Source organism: Polaromonas sp. (assembly GCF_018780625.1).
In the GTDB taxonomy this organism is placed as follows: Bacteria; Pseudomonadota; Gammaproteobacteria; order Burkholderiales; family Burkholderiaceae_C; genus Polaromonas.
Genome location: NZ_JADMJK010000010.1, coordinates 1 through 1,763 on the forward strand (window position 1 = coordinate 1; position 1,763 = coordinate 1,763).

Sequence of the window (1,763 nt, forward strand, 5' to 3'; positions counted from 1 at the left end):
TGTACTTCCAGGTGGGCCTGATCACCATCATTGGCCTGTCGGCGAAGAACGCCATTTTGATCATCGAGTTTGCCAAAGACCTGCAGGCGCAGGGCAAGGGCGTGATCGAGTCGGCGCTGACGGCTGCACACCTGCGGTTTCGGCCCATCGTCATGACTTCGTTTGCCTTCATGCTGGGCGTGCTGCCGCTGGCGATTGCCACCGGTGCGAGTTCGGCCAGCCAGCGCGCCATCGGCACCGGCGTGATCGGCGGCATGATCACCGGCACGGCGCTGGCCGTGCTGTTTGTGCCGGTTTTCTTTGTCGTGGTGCGCGGCTTTTTCAAGGGCAGTGCGCGGCAGCAACAAGTTTATGCAGAGCATGCCAAAGCGGCCGGTGTGCATGGCGAACAAGTTATTGAAGGCAAGACGCATGACTAAGACAAGACTTTCCCCACTGCTGGCCGTGAGCGCTGCGGTGCTGCTGGCCGGCTGTTCAATGATTCCCGTCCTTGAGCGCCCTGCGGCGCCCATCGCCGCCACTTACCCGGCCTATGACGGCACGGCGACTGTCGCTGCGGGCAGCCCGGCTTCCAGCGTGGCCTGGCAGGACTTTTTTGCCGACCCTGAACTCAAGCGCCTGATTGACTTGTCGCTGACCAACAACCGTGACCTGCGGCTGGCGGTGCTCAACATCGAGCAGGCCCGGGCCCAGTACCAGATCCGCCGCGCGGACCAGCTTCCCACCGTCAACGGCGTGTTCAACGGCTCGCGCACCCCCGCCGCCAATGGCGGCAGCACCAGCCTGTACAACGTCGGGCTGGCCGTCACGGCCTACGAGCTGGACTTCTTCGGCCGCGTCAGCAGCCTCAAGGAAGCGGCGCTGGGCCAGTACCTTGCCACGCAAGAGGGCCGCAAAACCGCGCAAATCAGCCTGATCGCGGCGGTGGCCAACACCTACCTCAGCCTTTTGGCCGATGAGGAACTGCTCGATATCACGCGCCAGACGCTGGCGACGCGCGAAGACTCCATGAAGCTCAGCAAGCTGCGCTTTGACAACGGCGTGACGTCCGAGCTGGACTTTCGCCAGGCCGAATCCCTCGCTGAAGCGGCCCGGGTGGCCCATGCCCAGCAGCAACGCCAGCGCGCGCTCGACGTGAACGCCTTGACCCTGCTGGTGGGCCAACCGCTGCCGGAATGGTCGGCCGGGCTGCCCGTAGCCGCTGGCGCGCGCGCACCACTGGTGCAGGCGCATCCCATGGCCGACGTGCCGGCCGGCTTGCCGTCCGAGTTGCTGACCGCCAGGCCCGATATTCGCCAGGCCGAGCAGTTGCTGCTGGCCTCCAATGCCAACATTGGCGCCGCGCGCGCCGCGTTTTTCCCGCGCATTGCACTGACGGTGGGCGCGGGCAGTGCCAGCGGCCAGCTGTCCGGTCTGCTGAAAAATGGCTCCTGGGGCTGGACGCTGGCGCCGCAACTGGTGCTGCCGATTTTTGATGCCGGACGCAACCAGGCCGGTCTCGATTCAGCCAAGGTCGGGCGTGACATCGCCCTGGCGCAGTACGAAAAAGCGATTCAGACCGCTTTCCGTGAAGTCGCCGACGCGCTGGCTACCCGGGCCACGCTGGCCGACCAGCTGGGCGCCCAGCAGCGCCAGGCCAACGCCGAGGCAACCCGCTTCAAGCTGTCCGACCTGCGTTATCAGAACGGCATTTCAAGCTATCTGGATCTGCTCGATGCGCAGCGTTCGCTGTTCACGGCACGGCAGGCGGTGGTGCAAACCCG

2 protein-coding genes are annotated in these 1,763 nt (G+C 65.2%); both read left to right on the forward strand.

The features are described 5' to 3' along the window. A partial coding sequence (locus tag IV091_RS00895) for an efflux RND transporter permease subunit (RefSeq protein ID WP_293464088.1) occupies window positions 1-419 on the forward strand: 419 nt, incomplete at its 5' end. Further along, a partial coding sequence (locus IV091_RS00900) for an efflux transporter outer membrane subunit (RefSeq protein WP_293464089.1) occupies window positions 412-1,763 on the forward strand: 1,352 nt, incomplete at its 3' end. The genes IV091_RS00895 and IV091_RS00900, both read left to right, overlap by 8 nt.